The sequence below is a fragment of the Paenibacillus sp. JNUCC 34 genome (assembly GCF_058269055.1).
This window is the reverse complement of the sequence record NZ_CM177770.1, coordinates 5,264,183-5,286,856: the sequence shown is the minus strand read 5'-3', so window position 1 is coordinate 5,286,856 and position 22,674 is coordinate 5,264,183. Positions and strand designations below refer to the sequence as shown.

14 protein-coding genes are annotated in these 22,674 nt (G+C 45.0%); all 14 read left to right on the top strand.

From position 1 onward, the window contains the following. Positions 1 to 15: 15 nt before the first annotated feature. The 14 genes from AC2TF5_RS24465 (at position 16) to AC2TF5_RS24400 (ending at position 22,655) form a co-directional block, all read left to right on the top strand. Positions 16 to 726, top strand: coding sequence for a protein rep (locus AC2TF5_RS24465; RefSeq protein WP_491299699.1), 711 nt, complete (start codon positions 16 to 18; stop codon positions 724 to 726). A gap of 802 nt (positions 727 to 1,528) precedes the next feature. Beyond that, complete coding sequence (tyrP, locus tag AC2TF5_RS24460; protein ID WP_491299698.1) at positions 1,529 to 2,938, top strand: tyrosine-tyramine antiporter; 1,410 nt, start codon at positions 1,529 to 1,531, stop codon at positions 2,936 to 2,938. A 61-nt stretch (positions 2,939 to 2,999) separates the two neighbouring features. After that, positions 3,000 to 4,916: a tyrosine decarboxylase gene (tdc, locus tag AC2TF5_RS24455; RefSeq protein ID WP_491299697.1), complete on the top strand. Its 1,917-nt coding sequence runs from the start codon at positions 3,000 to 3,002 to the stop codon at positions 4,914 to 4,916. Positions 4,917 to 4,991: 75 nt separating this feature from the next. Beyond that, positions 4,992 to 5,825 (top strand): pyridoxine/pyridoxal/pyridoxamine kinase, encoded by an 834-nt coding sequence (gene pdxK, locus AC2TF5_RS24450; protein ID WP_491299696.1) that lies wholly within the window; start codon positions 4,992 to 4,994, stop codon positions 5,823 to 5,825. A 39-nt stretch (positions 5,826 to 5,864) separates the two neighbouring features. Next, positions 5,865 to 7,241, top strand: coding sequence for a Na+/H+ antiporter NhaC (gene nhaC / locus AC2TF5_RS24445; protein ID WP_491299695.1), 1,377 nt, complete (start codon positions 5,865 to 5,867; stop codon positions 7,239 to 7,241). A 176-nt stretch (positions 7,242 to 7,417) separates the two neighbouring features. After that, a complete protein-coding gene (locus tag AC2TF5_RS24440; protein WP_491299694.1) occupies positions 7,418 to 7,729 on the top strand; it encodes a YerC/YecD family TrpR-related protein in 312 nt (103 codons plus the stop codon). A 424-nt stretch (positions 7,730 to 8,153) separates the two neighbouring features. Continuing rightward, a complete protein-coding gene (locus tag AC2TF5_RS24435) occupies positions 8,154 to 12,284 on the top strand; it encodes a polysaccharide lyase family 8 super-sandwich domain-containing protein (RefSeq protein WP_491299693.1) in 4,131 nt (1,376 codons plus the stop codon). A 108-nt stretch (positions 12,285 to 12,392) separates the two neighbouring features. Next, positions 12,393 to 13,514, top strand: a complete 1,122-nt coding sequence (locus AC2TF5_RS24430; protein WP_491299692.1) for a glycoside hydrolase family 88 protein — start codon at positions 12,393 to 12,395, stop codon at positions 13,512 to 13,514. After that, the gene (locus AC2TF5_RS24425) at positions 13,504 to 15,666 is read left to right on the top strand and encodes an alginate lyase family protein (RefSeq protein ID WP_491299691.1); all 2,163 of its coding nucleotides are present in this window, start codon (positions 13,504 to 13,506) and stop codon (positions 15,664 to 15,666) included. The genes AC2TF5_RS24430 and AC2TF5_RS24425 overlap by 11 nt, the downstream gene beginning before the upstream one ends. Positions 15,667 to 15,740: 74 nt before the next feature. After that, positions 15,741 to 17,465 carry a sensor histidine kinase gene (locus tag AC2TF5_RS24420; protein WP_491299690.1) on the top strand — a complete coding sequence of 575 codons (1,725 nt, stop codon included), beginning with the start codon at positions 15,741 to 15,743 and terminating at the stop codon, positions 17,463 to 17,465. Then, positions 17,465 to 19,051: a response regulator transcription factor gene (locus AC2TF5_RS24415; RefSeq protein ID WP_491299689.1), complete on the top strand. Its 1,587-nt coding sequence runs from the start codon at positions 17,465 to 17,467 to the stop codon at positions 19,049 to 19,051. Before AC2TF5_RS24420 ends, AC2TF5_RS24415 begins: the two co-directional genes overlap by 1 nt. A 295-nt stretch (positions 19,052 to 19,346) precedes the next feature. Next, positions 19,347 to 20,276, top strand: coding sequence for a carbohydrate ABC transporter permease (locus AC2TF5_RS24410; RefSeq protein ID WP_491299688.1), 930 nt, complete (start codon positions 19,347 to 19,349; stop codon positions 20,274 to 20,276). Between the two features lie 15 nt (positions 20,277 to 20,291). Then, entirely contained in the window at positions 20,292 to 21,128 is an 837-nt protein-coding gene (locus AC2TF5_RS24405) for a carbohydrate ABC transporter permease (protein ID WP_491299687.1), read from the top strand. Between the two features lie 135 nt (positions 21,129 to 21,263). After that, positions 21,264 to 22,655: an ABC transporter substrate-binding protein gene (locus AC2TF5_RS24400; protein WP_491299686.1), complete on the top strand. Its 1,392-nt coding sequence runs from the start codon at positions 21,264 to 21,266 to the stop codon at positions 22,653 to 22,655. Positions 22,656 to 22,674 lie beyond the last annotated feature (19 nt).

Below are 22,674 nucleotides of genomic sequence, written 5' to 3'. Positions count from 1 at the left end.
GAGGCGAGGTTAAAAGTGTCTGAATCGTGGAAAAGATCGCTTCAATACGCTTTTACTAATCACCAAATCATCTCTGGCATTAACCGTGATCAGCAAGTCAATTGGCTTAGTTTGGATCTAGTTCTTGAACAGGTCCCATACGATCAGATCAATGTAGAATTAGATCATATGCTGGTAGCATTTAATCGTTTATTTAAATACAAAAGTGTTAAACAGGCAGTACTGGGGTATTTTCGAATGCTGGATGTTATGCAGCATGGCGATCTATACCAAGCAAAGATTCACATTCTTCTGCCTACATTAAAGAGTTATTTTCAGGGCAGATACTATCTAAAGTATGATGCATGGTTGTCCCTGTGGCGCAAAGCGCTGAACTGCGAATCAGACCGTAGGGGGCTAGTCAACGTAAGCGTCATTAGCGGAAAGAGCGATCAATGTCGAATCATTCGCAAAATGGAATTTGGATTGCAGCAATTGCAACAAGATCTGGGTCGTGAATCTGCAGATTTAAACGGATCACTGACTGGACGCAGATGGATCGGTTACAGTAGATTGCTAAAAGGGTACATGGATCTGCTGAAAATCAGTTCCAGTTATAACATAAATTCCTATAATACGGAAGATGAAATTGCTAACAGCGCGTTTGAATTGATGGTTCAGTGGTACCCGGGCGTACGAAGCGAAGCAAACGTCAATCTTATCTTTGAAAATATAGAATCACTATGATGCATATCACATTTTCACGGTGATATACATCACTCCAAGACTGGTTTTAAGTCATGAAAAATGACTAAAACCAGTCTTTTTTTTGTCATTTTAGCCCAGAATTATCAGTTTAGACAAAGGCTTTATTTGCGCATATTGGAAGGTTATAACTGTTCCTGAATGGAATCTGTGGATATTTTAGTCATCTCTACTAGGACGCCGATTCGCACAACAACCATGATGAATAACTCTGTTGTGATTAAGTATTCACTTTGTGTTTCTTGAATGGGATGCCAATCTTCATAAAACAAGTCCCACGATTCTTCAATACTTGATTCATGTGTCAGATGAAGATATCTTTTACAAGCCAATCTACAGTTACCGGAAGTGGAGCACTGCTCTTTTGAAAAATTACTCCAGACAGGAAGAGGGGAGGCATAAAAGAAGGGAATTATTAGCCAAATCAAATAAATCTAATATACATGTTTAAGAATAATTATACATTAATTTATCTAGAAAATGCTTTTATCGATAAAAGCATTAAACCTTTTACGCATCTATGAATGGCGTGATAAAAGCGTTGGTGTATATAACAACAAGATTTTGGAAAAAGAGATAAAATCCATATGTGACAAGGCTTTGAAGCGAATTGACAAAACAAAAAAATGAGGCGTATACTGACGACACAAGTTAATCGATTAACAAAAAAATATAATTTTTCGTGACGTCAAGGTGGTGAAGTCGAAGCGTTGTTCCTATGTTTTAATTCATTGTTTATGCATCAAGGTTAGATATTAGGAGAGAGAAAGAAGGATCGGATTTTATGGCCAATTCTAAAAAATTGACTCTGTTTGGCTTGATCGGTATCACCATGGCTTTCTTTGGTACCGTACGTAGTGTACCGACGCTGTCCGCTACGGGTTGGACACAGATTTTTTACATGCTGGTGGCGGCAATTTTGTTTGCCCTTCCCATTGCACTGATGTCCGCCGAGATGTCAACAGGATTTCCCGAAGAGGGCGGTCCGCAAGTATGGGTCAAAAAAGCATTAGGGGAAAAGTGGGGGTTCGTTACATCCTGGCTGTTATGGGTTCAAATGTTTTTCGGGATGGTAATGGTTGCATCTACTGTCGGCGTACTATTTGGTTACGTCATTAATAAACCTGAGCTTTCATCTAATAACGTATTCATTTTTATAGTAATTCTTATTTCTTACTGGGGTGTAACCTTGTTGAACCTGAAATTCGACATGGTAAAGATTGCGGGTAACTGGGGCGCAATAATCGGTGTATACATTCCATTTGTATTTCTCGTTATCCTTGGCGTTATGTATATGATCAAAAATGGTATTCAACCTGAAAGTTACCTGGGCAACTTCAAGGCAAGCGATTTGCTTCCTAATCTTTCAGACCTGGGAAGTTTGGCTTATTTGTCCGGTATTATCTTTATCTTTGCTGGTGTGGAGATTTCATCGGTCCATGCGAACAACATTGAAAATCCGAAACGGAATTATCCAATTGCCGTTATTGCATCTGTAATATTGCTTGTTATTTTCAACCTTGTTGCCGGTTTGACTGTGTCCAATGCAGTGCCAAGGGGCAAGATGGAATTAGCGAATATTACACAGCCGTATATGATTTTCTGTGAGAATTTAGGTATTCCATCGATTTTCGTCAATCTTATTTCTGCCATGATTTTGATCGGTGTGTTGGTTCAGCTGAGTGCCTGGGTACTTGGACCAAGTAAATCGATGATTAAAGTAGCGGATGAGGGTAACTTGCCTCCGTTCTTCCAAAAAAGAACTTCCAAGAATGTTCCTATTACATTCGTTATGATTCAAGCAATTGTCATCTCGCTTGTGTCGGTTCTATACATTGTTGTACCTAATGTCAACAGCGCATTTCTTATTATCACAATCACCACAACGATTTTGTATTGTATCGTTTACGCGTTGATTGCCATTTCCGCGATCCGCTTGCGTTATAAAATGCCTGAAGTTGAGAGACCGTTCAGACTTGGTGCCAAAGGCAATGGATTAATGTGGTTTGTATCCCTGTTGTCCTTACTTAGTGTAGGCATTACGCTTACCGTCAGCTTGATTCCACCTTCCGTTCTGGAGCCAAGCCAGTATACAGGCTACATCATTTATCAAGTAGGAGCTACAGTTGTGATGGTGGGTATTGCTCTGGTTATCAATAAAATGAAGAAGCCAAGCTGGAAGAAAAGTGAATAACTCACATAACATTGTTGATTAACTTATTTATCATATACCATTTTATTAGGAGGACTAAAACATGAATTATCAAATTCCAGAAATTGACCTGAAAGCTTTATTCCTTGGACATAAAGGGGAAAACGTTGATCTTTTCAAAGAAGTGATGCTTAAAATGGTGGACGAGCATGTTGGCTGGCGTCAAAATTACCAGCCGCAGGATTTGCCTGTAATTACTCCATTTGATAAGAGTTCACAAAGCTTTCAGAATACTGCAGACCATATGCGCAGTGTTTTCAATGAATTATCTTCCAAGCTTCGTTCACAATCGCTGCCATGGCATACAGCTGGTCGCTTCTGGGGCCATATGAACTCTGAAACCCTGATGCCAGCCATGATTGCTTACTCCGCAGCTATGCTCTGGAACGGCAACAACGTGGCTTATGAATCCTCTCCGGGAACATCGCAAATGGAAGAGGAAGTCGGACACCAGCTGTGCAAAATGATGAGCTACAAAGCAGGCGAGAGCTGGGGCCACATTTGTGCTGACGGTTCGATCGCTAACTTTGAAGGACTCTGGTATGCCCGTAACATGAAATCTTTGCCGCTTGCCATTAAAGAAGTAGCGCCTGAGTATGTTGAAGGCAAATCCGAGTGGGAACTTCTTAATATGTCCACAGATGAAATTCTTGATATAATGGACCGTCTCCCTGAAAAGATGGATGAAATTAAAGCGAAATCCGCTCGCAGCGGCCGTCATCTTACGAAATTGGGCAAATGGCTCATTCCGCAAACGAAACACTATTCCTGGCTGAAAGCTGGCGACATTCTGGGCGTTGGTCTGGATGCTGTTGAAGCAATCGATGTAGATAGCACTTATCACATGGATATTGAGAAGCTGGAAACTAGAATTCGTGAGCTTGCAGCACAAAATATTCCAATTCTTGGCGTAGTAGGTGTTGTTGGTAGTACGGAAGAAGGTCAAATCGACCATATCCACAAAATGGTTGCTTTGCGCGAAAAATTGATGAAGGAAGGCATTTACTTCTATATTCACGTCGATGCAGCTTACGGCGGTTATGCTCGTGCTATCTTCCTGGATGAAAATGACAACTTCATTGACTACGACAAAATTGACGAAGTGTATGCAAGAAACAATGTCTTCACAGATATGAAGCTGAAAGACGAATGGCTTACTGAAGATGTATACAATGCATTCAAAGCGATGAGCCAATGTGAATCGATCACAATTGACCCGCACAAAATGGGCTACATTCCTTATTCTGCTGGTGCGATTGCGATTAAAGATATCAGAATGCGCGACGCGATCTCATATTTCGCAACTTATGTATTTGAGAAAGGTGCAGACATTCCTGCATTGCTCGGCGCTTATATCATGGAAGGTTCGAAAGCAGGCGCTACTGCAGCTGCTGTATGGACTGCACACAAAGTATTGCCGCTTAACATCACAGGTTACGGCAAACTGATGGGAGCTAGCATTGAGGGTGCATTCCGCTTCTACAACTTCCTGAAGAACAAAAAATTCCATGTGAATGGCAAAGTCATTACCGCATATCCATTGACCAAACCAGATTTCAACATGGTTGACTATGTCTTCAATGAAGAAGGAAACACAGATCTGGAGAAAATGAACAAACTTAACCATGACTTCTTCGACTATTCATCTTATGTAAAAGGCGATTTGTACAGCAACGAATTCTTTACTTCTCACACGGACTTTGCTATTCCGGACTATGGCAACAGCCCGCTGGAATATGTACAAAGCCTTGGTTTCACTACAAAAGAATGGGATCGTGTCGAAAAAGTAACCATCTTGCGTGCTTGTGCCCTGTCTCCATATGCTCATGATCCAAAAGTGTTTGAAGATTATGCTGCCAAAATCGAGAAAGCTATGCAAGACAATCTCGAGAAAGTCTATACGTATGAGAATGTTATGCAAGAGAATCTCGATAAGATCTTAACGTATCAAATGAACTAATAACAACATCACTAAATGGGATGCGTAACAGTATGCTGTTACGCATTCCTACTTATTCCCAAGGAGTGTCGAAAATTGCAAAATACTGCGATTAAAAAGGTATTGACCGTTGCTGGATCCGATTCAAGCGGTGGAGCCGGATTGCAAGCAGATCTTAAGACTTTTCAGGAATATGGAACATTTGGGTTTACTGCAATAACTTCCATTGTAACGATGGACCCAGACCAGGGCTGGAATCATGCCGTTCATCCGGTAAATTCCGAGCTGGTTAGACAACAATTGAAAACAGTTCTATCCGGCGGTCCACTAGATGCAATGAAGACCGGCATGCTGGGATCAACGGAAATCATTGAAATATTGAGCGAAACGATCGATAAACACGATATTCAAAATGTTGTTATCGATCCTGTTATGGTGTGCAAAGGGGAAGACGAAGTGCTCCAACCTGAAAATGGACAAGCTATTCGTGAGCTTCTTCTGCCTAGGGCTACCATTGTAACGCCAAATTTATTTGAAGCAGGGCAATTGGCGGGAATGCGATGCCTAAGCACTGTAGAAGAAATGAAAGAAGCCGCCCGGATCATACATGAACTTGGTGCAAAACATGTAGTTATTAAAGGCGGGAAGTCAGTTCAAGGTGATAAAGCTATTGATCTGCTATTCGATGGTAGTGAATTTTCTCTCTTCGAAAATGTCAAACTGGAGACGAGTCATAACCATGGAGCAGGTTGTACTTTTGCCGCTGCGATTGCAGCCGGACTTGCAAAAGGATTGCCTGTAAGAGATGCCGTTGCAAAAGCGAAGTTGTTTGCTACCGAAGGGATTAAAAACGGTTTTGCCTTTAACTCTTTTGTAGGGCCTGTATGGCACGGTGCATACAATAAGGCTGAACAACGCATGAACTCGTAACAGCATGTTTTGACCTACTATAGATAAGGAGTTCAGCTTATGAAAAAAGAAGAGGTAACATTAAAAGAAAGTCTATTTCTTTTAGTTGTGCTACTGGCCATTATTGGGGTTTGCATTATTGCATTGGGTATGGACCCTCAAATCCCTATTCTAATCTCCCTCGGAGTTATTATCATCTTCGCCAAAATCAAGGGCTTTTCCTGGGATCGTGTTCACAAAGGCATACAAAACGGTATTACTCCCGGATTAATACCGATCCTCATTTTTATGCTAATCGGCGCTCTGATCAGCGTTTGGATTGCTGCTGGAACCATTCCAACCATCATGGTGTATGGATTTGGCACATTGTCCGCTAAATTCTTCTTACCTTCTGTATTTATTATTTGCGCTCTTGTAGGGATAACAGTTGGCAGTTCCTTCACAACGATCTCTACTATCGGCATTGCTTTTTTCGGTATGGGACAGATTATGGGCTACAACCCGGCTATTACAACAGGCGCCATCATTTCCGGTGCGTTTCTAGGAAACAATATCTCTCCGTTGTCGGACACAACCAATTTGGCATCAGCCATAGCTGAGGTCGATTTATTTGAACATATCCGCTATATATTGCGTGTCGTTATTCCAGCCTCTTTAATTTCGCTTCTGTTTTTTGTTGTGGTAGGACATTCCAAGGTCTTGTCCACAGGAGAAGAGATCAATGAACTGGTGAATACATTGAATTCTTCTTTCACCATTTCTGCAGTGACACTAATTCCGGTGTTGGTGCTTTTCCTATGTGCTTGGCGAAAAGTGCCTGCGATACCGACCTTGTTGTCATGCATTGCTTGTACGATCATCATTCTCTTTATTTATCATCCTCAAACTAGTTTCCTCGATATATCTAAGCTGATGCAAGACGGTTATGTGTCCAGCACTGGCGTGGAAAGTGTGGACAAGCTACTCTCTCGCGGCGGTATTCAAAGCATGATGTGGTCTGTATCTCTAATTCTGCTCGCACTGTCGCTGGGCGGATTGCTCGTAGAATTGAAAATCATCAGTACTTTAATAGCTCGAATTTCCGATTTTGTTAGTACCAAAGGCAAACTCATACTTATGACAGCCATCAGTTCAATGGGAATTAATCTTCTTCTCGGGGAACAATATTTGTCCATAATTTTACCCGGTGAAGCGTTCAAGCCTCAATTTGATGAGATTCATCTTCCTCGCAAAGAAATGTCGAGGATTTTGGCTAATGCAGGTGCTGCCTTTAATGCTCTTATTCCTTGGGGTGTCAGCGGTGTGTTTATAACCGGAACCTTAGGGGTTTCTACACTTGAGTATTTGCCATTTGCAATCTTTTGTATTGTTGCTCCTGCCCTTAACATCTTGTATGGATTTATGAGATCGAACAAGACCTCTCAACAAGTCAGTTGATCTATATCCGACACAGGTAAATACAGTGTGTGAAATGCCAGCTATTTTTCTGTGTCGGATCAATATGGTTTTACAATGTAAATGATATACTATAAAATAGTATACCTAGTGAAAAAAAACACAGAAGTAAACTCTTCATGCAGCAAAATGCAGTCATCACTGAAGGAGGTTAACGTATGTTGGTTGAGGAACTTCAAGGAAAAGCGCTGGATGATTTTTTTCAGGGTGTTTTATCGTTGGAAACACTGGAAGAGTGCTATGCTTTCTTTGATGATCTGTGTACGGTTAATGAAATTAAAACTTTGATGCAACGATTCCAAGTAGCAAAAATGTTATATAATCACAAAACATATTGTGAAATCGAGCAGGAAGCCAACGCCAGCACAGCTACCATCTCACGCGTAAAACGTTCGTTACATCATGGAAATCACAGTTATGAGGTTATTTTTCAACGCATGCAAGATCAAACAGGTGCTGAATCAGAATAATAGTCCTAGCAAGCGCAAAGGCTATTCCAATACTAATGCACTCTTCTTTCGAGTGACCAGCTATTGTCTCTATATGAGATTATAATCCTATGATATACAGGATTATGTTTTGGTTACTGTAAAGGGAAAGTGCATTTTTATATGTCTACAAGCTGTCTTTCGACCACATTGGCGTGGAACGGATACAGCTTATTTTTGTGATTTGTGTTTTCAGCTGATTAATAAAGTCAAAATCGTTCGTCTATGAGTCAAAATATGGCATGTAACAGAGATGCAGTTCAATGTATTTTCAAGGGAATAGCGGTCATTCGGAATAAGAGGAGGAACATATTTGAAAGCGTATACAAGAAAAGTATCATTATTACTGGTCATCTGTATGACGTTCCAAATGGTTTTATCGTTTCAATCAGGGGGGATAAACAGAGTGGATGCAAGCATTACTGGAATGAACCTGGTGCCTAACGGGGATTTCGAAATAGTAATCTACCCCGGTGATGCCGACTGGATCGACCGCAAGCAAGCACAAGGCTGGGGAGTTTGGAAGGCCAGCGGGTCAGGAAAGGTATCTGTTAATGAAGCGGTTTATACTTCCAGCACCAAGTCAGCACAAGTGGAGCATGACGTTTCTTCGCGGACAGGCCTTTCCGGGAATGTAAAAATAAGCAGCGGCACAACTTTTAAGCTCAGCGCCCAGATTAAAACAGACAACGTTGTTTCAAGCGGCGGCGCTTTTGTCAGAACGCAGTACTACAAGAGCATCAACGGGGTGGATGGGGCAACAAGCAACAACAAATTGGGTGACGGCCCTGTACTCGCCAAGTTAACCGGAACCAATGATTGGACATTACGGGAAGCGATATTCACTGTCCCGGCAGGCACGAAATATGTAAGGGTGGAGCCTTTTTTCGAAACGGGAACGGGAACGGCCTGGTTTGACGACATCAGCATTCACGAATGGAACGGCATCAACGGACTGAGACTTGAACCTGCGGCCGTCACTTTGAGTAAAGGGCAAACGCTTACTTTTACTCCGGTCTTTTCACCTGAAGGGGCATCTGAGGAATTGATATGGTCTTCATCCAATCCGGAGACGGTTTCAGTAAACGACGATGGAACGGTTATAGCCCATGAAATTGGGAGTGTTACGATTACTGCAGCTACAAGGGATGGCTTGATTCGGGGACAATCCGCCGTTATGGTCGAATCGGCTGCCATACAAGAGGCATATGACGTGTTAAGACAGAAATGGCGCAACAAATTGCTGGGCGGAGACCACATGGATTTGAATGATCCTGATATTTCCGCTTATATGACTTCACTCAATGAACGGATTTCCAACGCCTCAGGCACGGGGATATGGGATCTCATGAATAAAGCGCCAAATCCCGACTATTTGTGGACGGAACTTGGAGGGAAAAACAATACCAATTCCGCCAATATGACCAAAGGGTTTACAAATATCAGTGATATGGCGCTTGCCTATTCAACCGAAGGAGCTGCTTTATACGGGAATGCGCAGCTGCGTGACGATATTATTAGAGCGCTGGAATGGATGTATACGAACCAGTACAACGGAGGAAAATCCATGCCTTCAGGAGCAAACTGGTGGGATTGGGAAATCGGTACTCCCCAGGTCCTGATGAATATTGTTGTTTTGATGTATAACGAGTTGAGTCAAACACAGATTGATAACTGCATAAAAGTTGTAGACAGATATGTTCCGGATCCAACTAAAAGAGTACAGAACGCAAACGTTACTGAAACCGGAGCCAACCTGTTGGACAAGGCCCTGGCTGTTGTTCTCCGCGGAGTAGTAGGAAAAAACAGCTCGAAAATCGAACAAGCCAGAAACTCCATGGCTAGAGAATTTCTTTATGTTCAGAGCGGGGATGGCATATATGAGGACGGATCGTTAATCCAGCATACCAATATTGCTTATACGGGGGCATATGGAACGGTGCTCGTGGGACGAATTGCCGATCTTTTGTACCTTTTTACCTCATCACCATGGGAAGTCACGGATCCGAATGTAAATAACGTGTATCAATGGGTCGAGGATTCGTTTGAACCCCTAGTTTACAAGGGAGCCATGATGGACGCTGTAAAAGGGCGTAGTATTTCCCGGGAGAAGGATTCGGATCATTTAACGGGTAGAGCCGTTATCCGAACTATGGCACGGTTAGCCGGTGGTGCGCCAGCTGAGCAATCTGCAACAATAAAAAGCATGATTAAAGAATGGGTTCAGTCAGATACCACGTTCCCGAACTATTATGAGGGGATGCCTATTTATGAAATGAACCTGATTAAAGGCATTATAAATGATTCCTCTGTCTTGCCGAGAGGGGAGTTAATCAAGCATCAGAATTTTGCTGCCATGGACCGGGTTGTCCATCTGCGTCCCGGTTACGGGTTCGTGATCAGTATGTTCTCCAATCGTATCTCCGCTTTTGAATTCGGCAACGATGAGAACATCAAAGGCTGGTATACAGGAATGGGTATGACCAACCTGTATAACGAAGATTTGAAACAATTCAGCAACCAATATTGGCCGACCGTAAACATGTATCGCCTGGCGGGAACGACAACGGACGGATATTTCCCGGCCCCGAAGGCATGGGCGTCATATTATAACCCAAAAACCTGGGTTGGCGGCTCGTCTATAGATAACCTGTATGGGTCGGCAGGAATGGACTTTTCTCTGGAATTAAGCACAGGGAGCAAACTGCGGGGCAAAAAATCCTGGTTTATGTTTGATGATGAAATCGTCGCGTTAGGTTCAGGAATTACAAGTCCTGAAGCTCGTGTCGTGGAAACGATCGTGGAAAACCGCCAAGTATCAGAATCGGGTGAAAATGCTTTAACTGTAAATGGCGTGCTACAACCCGTGAATCTTGGCTGGAACGAAACGATAGAGGATGTACAATGGGCTCATCTTGCCGGACATGTTCCCGGCTCGGATATCGGTTATTATTTCCCGGGTAGTCCTGAGATTCGGGGTTTAAGAGAAGCAAGGAAAGGAGCATGGAAGGAAATCAATGCAGGCGGTTCTGCAGATCTGATTACCAAAAATTATGTCAGTCTGTCCTTTGATCATGGGAAGATGCCGCAGGATGCATCGTATTCCTATGTACTATTGCCAAACAAAGATGCGGCGGCAACGGAACAATACAGCCACAACCCGGATATTGAAGTGATCAGCCAGAACAATCAGGTTCACGCTGTTAAGGAGAGCAAGCTCGGATGGTATGGCTTTAACTTCTGGGAAGCAGCCACTTCCGCCTTTGTACGCACTTACAGTCCGGCTTCTGTCCAGGTGCATGAGCAGGGCGACCAGCTGACGGTAGCGGTTGCGGATCCTACCCAAAAGCAAAGCAGTATTATCGTTGAACTTCTGGATAAAGTTGATGTACAGGAGTTGGAAAAAGATTCTGCTGTTCGTGTGATCGAGACTTCACCTTATCTGAAGTTGGAAGTTGACACGACAGGTGCCCAAGGAAAAAGCCATGTGGCAAGCTTTCGGATTGTCCCGCCTGCTGCCGGAATTCAGCTTGACCAACAGACTGTTACATTGAATGTGGGGGACTCCGTAAGTCTTACAGCGGCAACCGTTCCGTCTAATGCGCCCAGTCTTGACCTTCACTGGAGCGTGGACTCCGGCGATATTGTCAAATTGGAGCAAGACGGCAAAACTGCAGCGATAACTGGGCTTAAAGCGGGAACAGCAACCATTACCGTTGCATCCGTTAATGGAGCGTTTACCACAACCTGCGTGGTAACCGTGAAGGAGAAGAGTTCAGGTAATCCACCAGATGGAGGGAACACCGGAAGTTCACCAGATGAAGGGAATACCGGAAATTCATCAGGTGAAGATATTACAACAGGCAGTTCTTCGAATGTAGGCAGCACGGACAAGCCATCGAAGGGAGAACAGGAGAGCAAGCGAGCGGAGGGCTCCGAAAGCCATGCCGGTGGAGATGCGGGCCAACCTACTTCGAAACCGGGTTCAAGCAATAAAAACATCGTGATATCAGACATGAAAGGACATTGGGCAGAAGACAAGATCAAGGTTGCCATGGAACAAGGTCTTGTCACCGGTTACCCTAATGGTACTTTTAAGCCGGATAAACCTGTTACACGCGCAGAATTTGCTGTATTGCTGGCAAGAGGGTTGGGTTTAGAGGGAGAATCGGGAGTTTCTTTTGCCGATGAACGGCTTATTCCGAGTTGGGCACAATCTTATGTGGCTGCAGGAATCTCATATGGTTTTATTTCCGGTTATGCTGACAACACCTTCCGTGCCTCCAAATCAATGACCAGAACAGAACTGACAATTATGGCCGCGAAGGCGCTTCAACTAAAAGAAAGCTCGCCGGATTCCTTAACTTTTTCTGATGTTGATGACATTCCGGGCTGGGCCAAGGGCTTTATTGCCTCTGCTGTAAAAGCAGGTATTATCGAAGGGCGTAATAAAAACCGTTTTGCTCCGGATGTACAAGCCACTCGTGCCGAGGCTGTTGTCATCATGGCGCGGGTCTTTGAGCAAAAATCGAAATGACGAAAGTCAAAATAATGCACATCAAGGCAAAAATCCCCCCTATTAGTATCTGACAGCTCTCCTTATCATGTATCGTAAGAAGACTGATCCAAAGGGGGTAAAGATTTCATGTGGAACAAGGCGATAGAAGATGCAGTAGATAAAATCCGGACCAACATCAATCGATTTGGTACAAGGTTCCCTCACGTAAGTGAGGAAGGATCTTATCTGCTGAATGATAACGACGATTGGACGAACGGATTTTGGAGCGGCATGTTATGGCTGTGCTATGAATATACGGGGGATGAGGAATTCCGCCTGGCGGCATCCCGGACTGTGGAAGACTTTCACCGTCGTTTTGAGAAAAAAACGGTGCTTGATCACCACGATATCGGATTCTTATATTCATTGTCCTCTAAAGCACAATGGATTGTTGACGAGGATGAAAATGGCCGTCAGTTGACGTTGCAGGCTGCAGATCATCTGCTGAAACGCTGGCGCCCGGAAGGAGGCTACATCCAGGCATGGGGGCCGAAGGGTGATGAGAAGGAAGGCGGGCGTATTATTATCGACTGCCTGATGAATCTGCCGCTCCTGTTCTGGGCGGGTCAACAGACCGGTAATCCTGAATATTATCAGGTTGCGGCCATGCAGGCCGAAAAATCGAGACGGTATCTCGTGCGTGGAGATGACAGCTCCTATCACACATTCTTCTTCGATCAGAATACCGGCGAGCCGATTGGAGGCGCTACACACCAAGGATATACGAATGGATCGACCTGGACACGCGGACAGGCCTGGGGGGTTTATGGTTTTGCGTTAGCTTACCGCTATACTCAGAATCCTTTATACTTGGAAACGTCCAAACGGATGGCACGGTATTTTCTAGAGCGTTTGCCTGAAGATCATGTGGCTTACTGGGACTTTAATGCTCCGGTAACTGACGGAACGAGCCGTGACAGTTCGGCCTCCGCCATTGTCGCTGCCGGACTGCAGGAATTGATCGAACATATGGATAAGGAGGATCAGGAGCGGACCTATTTTGAGCAGGAGGTCATGAAGTCGATGACTTCACTGGTACAAAATTATTCTACGATCAGCGAAAACGCTGAAGGTCTGCTTAAACACGGCTCTTACCATGTCCGCGGAGGACTGTCCCCCGACGATTACATGATCTGGGGAGATTATTTCTATCTCGAATCCTTGATTCGACTGGAGAATGGTGGAAGAGGGTACTGGTATGAACGCTGATGGCATCCAAGCGGCTCCTTATGCCGTCTTTACGCTCCTTGACCTGACAGAGCCTGCCTTGGCACCGGTTAAGAAGGCAGTCTGCGAAAACCGATACGAAGAAGCGCTGATTGAGCTGCATCAGCATTTCATCCAACGCGGAACACCCGGCTGGGCGATACAGGAGGAGGAGAAGGCTCAGATCGCCGACTACGTGAAGCATAACTGCGTAAGCGACCTGGAAGTCGTGATGAAGACGGCGGATGAAGTCGTGCGGCAGACGTTTCTTTTCCGTTTTCCATGGGATATGGAACGGAGCCGCATCCCGGTTACATTTGAGGGGGAGATCGATTGGAGTTTTATTCCCGATCATGATGTTGAATGGGCTTACATGCTGAATCGTCATCGTTATTGGCAGGCTTTGGGGCAGGCATTCGCGCTAACAGGAGATGAAAAGTATGCGGCAGCCCTTTGCCGTCAGCTTGAAGATTGGATTGACCGAAATCCTGTACCTGACAGTCCTGTGAACGATAACCTGACATGGCGCACGATTGAAGCGGGGCTTCGCTGTGCCAACTGGATCAAGGCGCTGCGTTACGTAAAAGACAGTCCGCTGCTGACTCCAGGGCTCCTTGCCAAAGTGCTGATATCCCTGCATGAACATGGCCAATACTTAGCCTCATCGTTTACTAGCTGGAAAAAAATCAGTAACTGGGGGGTATTGGAAACCTGTGGCCTGTATCACGTAGCGATGTACATTCCCGAATTCTCTCTTGCAGATGACTGGAAGCATTTATGTGAGCAAAGACTCAAGGAAACAGCACGGATACAGATTATGGCGGACGGGATTCATTGGGAACAGTCGCCAACTTATCATCACGAGGTTCTGGCTTGTTATCTCGATTGTATTTACGCGGCACGTATAAATGGGATGGAGCTTGATGATGATTTTAGGCGTACGGTTCATCAAATGGCTACCGCCTCCCTTTATTGGGCGAAACCAAATCACAGGCAGCCTCTGCTTGGCGACAGTGACGACAGTGATATCCGTTCTCTTCTCACCTATGCAGCCTGGTTGTTTCAGGATAGCATACTACGATTTGGCGGACATGAGCGGATGGACTATGACAATGCCTGGCTGTTCGGGGTGGAGGGGGTTCGAAACTACGACCAGTTGCGTGCGGCGTTGCCGGCTAGCCGTTCCTATCCCTTTGCACACTCCGGCCATTACGTGATGCGCTCGGGCTGGGAACCGCAGGACTTGTACCTGTATTTTCACTGCGGTCCGCTTGGTGGCGGTCATGGGCATGCCGATCTCTTGCATTTTGACCTGCATGCCTATGGCAGGGATTTGCTAACCGATCTCGGCAGATACAATTACAGCGATCATACTCCCCTCAGAAAAGTGTTAAAAGAGAGTGCTTCCCATAATACGACTCTAGTTGACGGAATCGGATTCACCGAGATTGTAAACACTTGGGACTTCGGCCGGATAGCGAAGCCTACGGGATGCAGATGGAACAGCAAGCCTGGCTATGATTATGTTGAAGGCGGTCATGACGGTTACCTTCATTTGGACGACCCGGTGTACCCGCTCAGGAGAATGATCTTTATCAAACCGTATTACTGGCTGCTGGTGGACAGCTTTACTTGCAAGGAATCGCATATCTTCACCCAGCAGTTTCATTTTGCTCCGGGAGAAGTCGAGCTGGATGCAGGCTCGCTTGTTTGCCGCACGCTAAACGGACGGGAGGCCAATCTTTGCATTATTCCGGTTGATCGTGAAGGGTTAGAGGGCCATATTAACGAAGGGGTTATTTCCCGCGAATACAATCTGATAGAGCCCAATCAATATGCGGTGTACTCTCGGAAGGGAAAAGGAACCATATCAATCATGCAGGTGCTGTACCCGCAGCGGCCGGGGGAGACGGCTTGTCCCGTGGTTGAGAAGGTGCCGGTTTTCCGCCATACGGGCGAACGGGTGGACGATTCCCAGGCGACAGCGTGCAAAATTGTTATGCAGGGAACGGACGAGGAGCACACTCTAGTGATTAGCCACAAAGTGCCGTCCGGCCATTTTGATTCCTATGTAGTGGATGGCATTCAAATCTTTGGTGAAGTCGTTCTGATTTCTGGCACAAAATGCAGAAAAGAAGCTGAAGTCATCATTTAGTGCATGAATATTGGACAACGGGCTGATAGAATAAAAGAAAAAAAGATGATAGCAAGAGAAAGGCGCGGGAGAACATGTTCAAGTTTACTTACTACAAGAGAATCCAGTTGTCGTTTCTTTTGCTTATTTTTATCCCGTTGATTGCGGTTTCGGTCATTTCTTTTGTCCTGATCAGGGATACGATGGTAGAGAAGCTGCAGCTCAGTAACGATAACTTTTTGAATGTCATGATAGATGAACTGGACAAAACCGTTGATGATGTGACGTTTGCGTCCCATTTTATTGTAAACGATACCAACGTCCGTTCTAACCTGAAAGCCTTTGCGGAGACAAAGCGGCTTCAAAATTACCAGGATTACATGTCTTTTACGCATTTGCAAAATGTGTTTTCCCTGATCAACTCCAAGCCGCTGAACAATAACATCAGCATGTACTTGGTTAACCGGCAGAATTTTGTGATTTCTTCCGGCACTGAAGATCTGACTGTAATCAACAATAACGTGGACAAACTGATGAAACGTGTCAATCTTCACGAACCTGAAAGGCTGCAATGGCTCGGCATGGCTGACAGCGGATCCGGCAAAAACAGCAGTTACTATATTGCCAGAGTAATCTATGACGGCCGCGAGAACCGGCATGTAGCTGTGCTGCTTGTCTCCATTTCCGACAAGTATTTCACCAAACTGCTCGAACCGGTCGACTTCGGCAAGGTTGCGCTTTTTGATTCCGCTGGCGGATTTATCGCTGGCAATACAGAGCTTGCCCCGCATAACGCGGATGCAAATGGAAGCGTTCGCACAGCGAGAACCATCGCTAAATCCAGCTGGCAGATTGTTTATGAAGCCTCGAAGAAGGAATGGTCTGGCCAAATCTCACGAACCTTTTACAGTGGTCTTGTAGCGGTACTTTTGCTATTTATCGTTTTCTCCGCTACTTCTATCTTGATTGCCAAAAGATTGCATAGTCCGATTCTCAAGCTGCAGCGGGTTGTGCGCCAATTCGGAATGGGTAATCTGGACGTGAGGCTGGAGGTAAAGGGGAAGGATGATATCGCCGAGCTTGGACAGACGCTGAATACGATGCTGGATCAACTGCAGAGGCTAATTCACGATATCGAGCAGGAGCAGGAACAGAAGCGGGTGATGGAGCTGGAAGCCCTGTTTATGCAGATTCGCCCTCATTTTTTGATCAATACGCTGAACTCGATTAAATGCAGCCTTATTCTATCTAAAGATACGCTGCACAGCGGAATTATCGATTCTCTAATGAGTCTGCTCCGGGCTTATCTCAAGGTCAATGAACCGGCTACCCTGCGGGAAGAGTGCAAGCTGCTCGGCCACTACGTCGATATTATGAAAATCCGAAATGAAATCCCGCTGGAACTGGAGATCGATCTGGCTCCGGGGACTGAAGAACTCATCGTTCCCAAGCTTATTTTACAGCCGCTCGTAGAGAATGCCATCGTCCACGGTCTGGTAGATCATCCGAAGCCCCGTATTTCTGTTCGCTCACGAACTATCCCTGAAGGCATTCTGATTGAGATTTGTGACAATGGCTGCGGGGCAGATGAAGAGATTTTGGCTGGGCTGAACTGTAGGCTGTTACATAACGATGATGAGCAGGATGGATCTTATACAAGAGTCGGGTTAATCAACGTGGCTCAAAGGCTGAGGCTGACCTACGGGCAGGAAGCCGGTTTGTCCCTGCATAATCTGCAGCAGGGTGGGGTGTCCGTATCTTTGTATTTACCCCCGGGTAGCAACCATCATGTTTTTCCGTCAGAGGGAGGGCAATTGTGATGTTTAGAGTGATGCTCATTGACGATGATGTCCCCATGCTCAAAGTGCTGCGGCAAATGATTGACTGGGAAGCCCATCATTTACAGATTGTCGGCAGTACCTATTCAAGCGCTAAGGCGCTGCATATGTTTGAGGAAGTGCAGCCAGATATCGTCATTACGGACATCGGTCTGCCGCAAACAAACGGCATCGAGCTGGCTGAGCGATTTATCAGCATGAAACCGGATATAAGGGTGATCTTTCTGACATGTCATGAGGATTTCCAATATGCACAGCAGGCGGTCAAGCTGAAGGCCGACGATTATTTGATCAAGGACCAGCTTACGGCAGAGCAATTAGCACAAAGTTTAGGCAAATCGGTACGATTGCTGAAATCAAGGGTCGGGTTGATTAACCGCGAGACCGCGCGCTGCAACAGCATTCTTTTCCGGAAGGATCTGCTGCAAAGAGTGATTGACGGAACCCCGTCCGAGACAACGGTGGCCTATGCGGAACAAATCGGCATCTCCTGGACCTATCCATGGTTTATGTTGGGGATTGCCAGCATTCATTTTTCCAGCTTCGACAACCGTTACAAGCAGAGTGAATATCCGCTGATCTTATATGCCATCTACAATATTGCCTTGGAACTGTCTGAATCGAGCGAAGGGATAACCCCTTTTCTTGAGCATGAGAATATTGTAATTCTGTATAATTTCCGGGTTAATCTTGCGCAAAACGCCAATCTGCATCTTCATAATTATTTACAGCAGCTGCGCTTTAAGTGCTCTCATTTTCTTAAGATTCAACCGAATGTCATTAAGGTTACGGATAAAGTGGAGCTGGACAACATCGGCCCGGTATTTCAAAAAATGGTTCAGGACAAGTGCGAGTTTTACGAGAATACCGATTATATTGATTCTGATACGTTGCATATTACATCGCAATTGTTTCAACCTGCTCCCAAGGGGGTTCTGGATAGCTATGTTTCGGAATTGGAACGGGCGGTCATCCGAGATGATTTGGAAGGCATCAGCGGAATTCTGCAGGAAATCGCTAGGATTGCTAGAGAGATGTTTATTGTTCCGGACGACTTTGTCCGGGAGTTGTCCTCTATGCTCCGCGGCATTGAACTGATTTTTTCTAGTCTGAAATTCGATGAGGATCTGTTCGCCTATCTCGCTCTGACCCGAACGCTGGAGGATACGATGGAGCTGGTGGAAAGAAAATTTATGCTGGCTATGAAAAGCCGGCATAAGGGAGCGGTAATCACGGTGCAGGAGCCCAAGCTTCAGGTCATCCAGCAATATATCGACCAACACCTTGCCGATAATATTACCTCAATCGATATGGCGCGCTATCTGTTTCTGAATCCGAGCTACTTTTCACGTTATTTCAAGCGGATGGCCGGCCTGACTTTTACGGACTATGTGCACCAGTATAAGATGAAGGTAGCTACGAATATGTTGAAAATGTCTAACCAGAATTTAGAGTCACTTGCGGTTGGACTCGGCTATTCGGATAGAACGTATTTCTCCAAAGTGTTTAAAAAATATGTGGGATCCACGCCAAGCGAGTACAAGGCCAAACATTTGGCACGCAAATGATTCTCACCAGATAAAAACAATCCAATATTTGCAGGGGGTGTCCCAAAAGATCTTTAGATCTGGCGGGATACCCCTTTGTTCTGTTAGGAGACGATCCACGGATGAATCGTTCCTCCCATCGCTGTTGTCCCCAAATTTCTTGGAATGGTTTTAACCATGTCAACCACCAGTTTCACTATTCTACATATACGAATAAAGGTCAAAATCGTGCACGTCGCTGGTCATAATCTCTCCTTCATGCCGCGGGAGGATGAATTATTATAATGACATATTTAATTTGCCGAGGTGATACAACGTGGAGAGTATAAAACAATCTGTGCCAAAGAGTCAGCGTGAACCGCGGAAATTTTGGACTCCGCAGAAGAAAGAAGCTTTGACTGGGTGGCTGTTTCTGGCCCCGGAGATTATCGGGATGCTATTTCTTAACGTGTTTGCGCTTGGATTTTCTCTGTATTTGAGTTTTTCCGATTGGGACCTTCTGTCAGGCGTTGAAGGCATCAAGTTTACAGGGTTGGATAACTATATCCAAATGTTCCAGGATCCTACCATTATTCAGGCACTGAAGAACAATGTGATTTATATGATTCTGACGGTTCCCATTCCGATCGCGATTGCTCTGGTGCTGGCAACATTGATTCATAACAGTGTGTTTTTTAAAGATTATTTCAAAGTCGCGTTTTTTATCCCCTATATTTCTTCCATCATCGCGATTGCTGCGGTATGGAGTGCTTTATTTCACCCGTCCCTGGGACCGATTAACCAGTTTCTGATGGATTTAGGGCTGTCCAATCCGCCTAAATGGCTGGTAGATCCAAAAACATCGCTTCTGTCGATTGCAATTATCAGTTCATGGGCCGCTCTGGGCTACACTATCATTATCTATATGGCTGGTCTGACGAATATTTCGAATGAAATTTACGAAGCAGCTGAAATTGATGGCGCTGGCGTGATGAAAAAGTTTTTCGCCATCACGGTACCGATGCTTCGTCCGACGACTTTCTTTCTACTTATCACCATGCTGATCGGCTCGTTTAAAGTGTTTGACGTCATTGCCTTTTTGACCGAAGGCGGACCGAATAATTCTTCAACCGTGCTCGTATTTCGGATTTATGAGGAAGGATTCAAATATTACAATATGGGCTACGCTTCGGCCATCTCCTGGCTGCTGTTCGCCATTATCGGCTTGATTACCGCAGTCACCTGGAAATTTAGAAATGAAGAATAGGAGGGGGATGTAAAGATGCAATTGATTAGAAAAAATATGTCCAAATTGATCACAACCGTTTTTATGGGAGCGTTGTCCATCGTTTTCCTGATTCCGCTGATCTGGATGATTTCAGCAGCCTTCAAATACGAGAAAGATGTTATGCGTTTTCCGATTCAATGGATACCCGAGAAGATTAATGTGGCGTATAATTTCAAGATGGTCTGGATGGGAAGGGTTCCTTTTACCGATTTTTACTTCAATTCATTCAAAATAGCCATTATTACGACCTGCATCACGCTGCTCGTTTCGTCCATGGCGGCGTACTCGCTGACCAAGATTAAATTTAAAGGCCGTGATCTTGTGTTTGTGGCCCTGCTCTCCTTCATGATCATTCCCGATCAGGCCACGCTGATCCCGCGCTTTCTGTTGGTTCGCTGGTTCGGTCTCTATAATACCCATGCCGCAATCATATTCATGAGCATGTTCTCGATTTACTTCACGTTCCTGCTGCGGCAGTTTATGATTGGGATCAGCGATGAGTATATGGAAGCATCCAAAATCGATGGTGCGGGTCATTTGCGGATATTCTCGTCCATCATGGTTCCACTATGCAAACCGGTGCTGGCTACGGTAGCCATCATTAAATTCATCTGGACATGGAACGATTATCAGAATCCGCTCATCTTCCTGTTGGACAAGGATCTGTACACCATTCCACTCGGTATGACGTTGTTCCGGGACGATTACACGAACAACTATGCGATTATGATGACAGCGGCGGTGTCGGCGATTATACCGCTTGTGATCGTGTTTATCGCTTTGCAAAAACAGGTAATTAACGGGATTGCCCTGGGTGGCGTGAAGGGTTGATCATACTTTCTTTTGAAAAAGTCAAAAAAGTAATCATACAATATCAAAATTTTGCACTTGCCCAGTCGAGCGGCTGCCTATAATGAACAGTGAATACAGCACTACACCTAAATATTAAGTGCAGGGGGAAGTAAAATGAAACAAAAGGTCAAGCAAAGATTGTCTGTAATACTCGGAATGATTCTGGCCGTCTCCTTGGTGCTCACCGGCTGTGGAAAGTCCGGAGGTTCATCGTCGAATGACAGCTCCGGGGCAAATGAAGGCAGCGCCGAGACCGGAAAGCAAGTCACCGTCAAGTACTATAACTGGGATAACGAAGCTCAGTCGGTAGGCACCGATGCCATGCTGCAGGAATTTATGGATCAAAATCCAGATATCAAGGTAGAGCATGTGGTACTTGTTCCCGGCGATTCTGTGGAAATGATGAAAAAACTCGATTTTCTCATTTCTTCCGGTGAAGCGATCGATGTTGTACAAATACCAAGCTTGGGATCTGTACTTGAACGGGCAACCCGGGGAGCGCTGGCACCACTTAATGAATTCTATGACAAGGAAAATATCGCCCCCGAGGACGAATATTTCGTTAACCCAAAGATAGATAACAATTATTACGGTATGCAGTATACAAAGAGTTTCAACTACGTGATGCTCAACAAGGATGCTCTTGACGAAGTAGGATTAGAAGTTCCAAAGTTCGGATGGACATGGGATGACTACCGGGAATATGCCAAGAAGCTGAATAAAGGTGAAGGCATTGACAAACGTTACGGTACGTACTTCCATACTTGGGAGCTTTATTCAAACGCTCCGGCGCAAACGATGATGAAAGATCCATTCCTGTATGATGACGGAACAACGATTCTGTCCGATCCAACTTACAAATACTTCTTCCAGCTTCGCAAGGGTATGGAGTCGGAGGACAAATCAGCCAAACCTTTCTCGGATGTTCTCGCTGCAAAGCTGAACTATCGAACCGAATTTTTCAATGAGGAAGCAGCTATGATTCTGACAGGTAACTGGACAATCGCTGACCCGGGCAATACCGAGCAGTATCCACACGATTTCAAAACAGCTTTCGCTCCGGTACCGGTGCCTCCGAAAGGATCGGAACCTAAAGATTATGAAGGCAAATATTTCACCAGCGGTGGCCAGTTGGTAATGGGCGCTAACTCTGAAAACAAGGAAGCATCCTTCAAGCTTATGAGATTTATGACAACAGCAGATTCGGACAATAGACCAGAATTCTCGGGTTATAAAAAAGCCAATAACGAAGCTCTGTTAACAAAGCTGGTTGCTGGAAATGAAGATATGTATGATATGGATTCTCTTAAATACACACTGTTTGACGATGCAATCCAATATCTTGATGCTGCACAGATTATGACTACGGCTTCATCGGAATTGACCAAAGTGATCGAGGACGGCTTCAGCAGATATATGCTGAATAATGAATCGATCGATGATGTACAGAAATGGATGGTTGATGAGGCCACAAAAATCATCAATAAAAAAGGTGTAATCAAATAGGCAGGATAGTCACTCTATC